At 76.7% G+C, this 886-nt stretch carries 1 protein-coding gene; it reads right to left on the minus strand.

Annotated elements, in window-relative coordinates:
* Window positions 1–886, minus strand: an 886-nt coding sequence (locus C667_RS23430; protein ID WP_004390719.1) for a serine/threonine-protein kinase, incomplete at both ends; no start/stop codon positions are given.

Genomic DNA, 886 nt, shown 5'->3' on the forward strand with positions numbered 1-886 from the left:
ATCGGCGCCGCGCCAGTCGGCCTCGCCGCTGGCGAGCTCGCGCAGCGCGGTCTTGCTGGGCGCGGCGTCGGTGCGCGCGGTCTCGAGGCGCACCAGGCCGTCGCCGACGCCGGGCGCGGAGAGCTCGGCGGCCACCTTCAGCACGGCCGCCTGGTCCACGGCCCCGGCGCGTGTCAGCTCGCCGATCGCCGCCGCGGTCAGCGCGGGGGAGTCGGCGAAGCGGGGGCTGGCGAGCAGGCTGCTCACCTCGACCGCGGCACGCGGCGTGGCGCTGGCCAGCACGCGCTCGAGCGCGCCGTCCAGGCCGAGGCTGTCGAGCCGGGGGCGCAGGTCATCCACGCGGTCGAGTCCGGCGATGCGGATCGCCTCGCCGGCGAAGGCGTCGCGATAGGCGAGGTTGCGCCGGCGCACGAACCACAGCGTGGGCAGCGCCGCCAGCCGGGCCCATTCGGCGTCGGCCGGGTCGCTCGGCGCGGAGGGCGGCAGGGCGCGCGGAATGCGCAGCTGCTGCAGGATCTCCAGCGGCTTGCGGGTGGCGACGAGGTTGATCGCGGCCGGGCGCAGGGCGCGGAGGCGGTTGGCGAGGCGGGCGGATACCGCGCGCCACTCGTTGCGCGGCACCGGGGCGAGGATCAGCACCGCGGTCGACTCCAGCGTGTCCGCGGCGGCGGTGAGGTCGATCGGCGGCAGGCTCAGCGATTCCTCGACCAGGGCCGGCAGCTCGTCCTCCGGGATGATGGAGAGGTCCACCGCCATCTCGGCGGGGAAGTAGCGCTGGGTGAAGTCGCGCACGTCGATCATGCCGGGCGGGATCGGGCCGGCCGAGGGCAGCAGCGCGAAGCGCTCGCGCGCGGCGAAGCCGCGGCCGCCGTTGGCCGCGAGCGCA

Source organism: Thauera phenylacetica B4P (genome assembly GCF_000310225.1).
Classification (GTDB): Bacteria; Pseudomonadota; Gammaproteobacteria; order Burkholderiales; family Rhodocyclaceae; genus Thauera; species Thauera phenylacetica.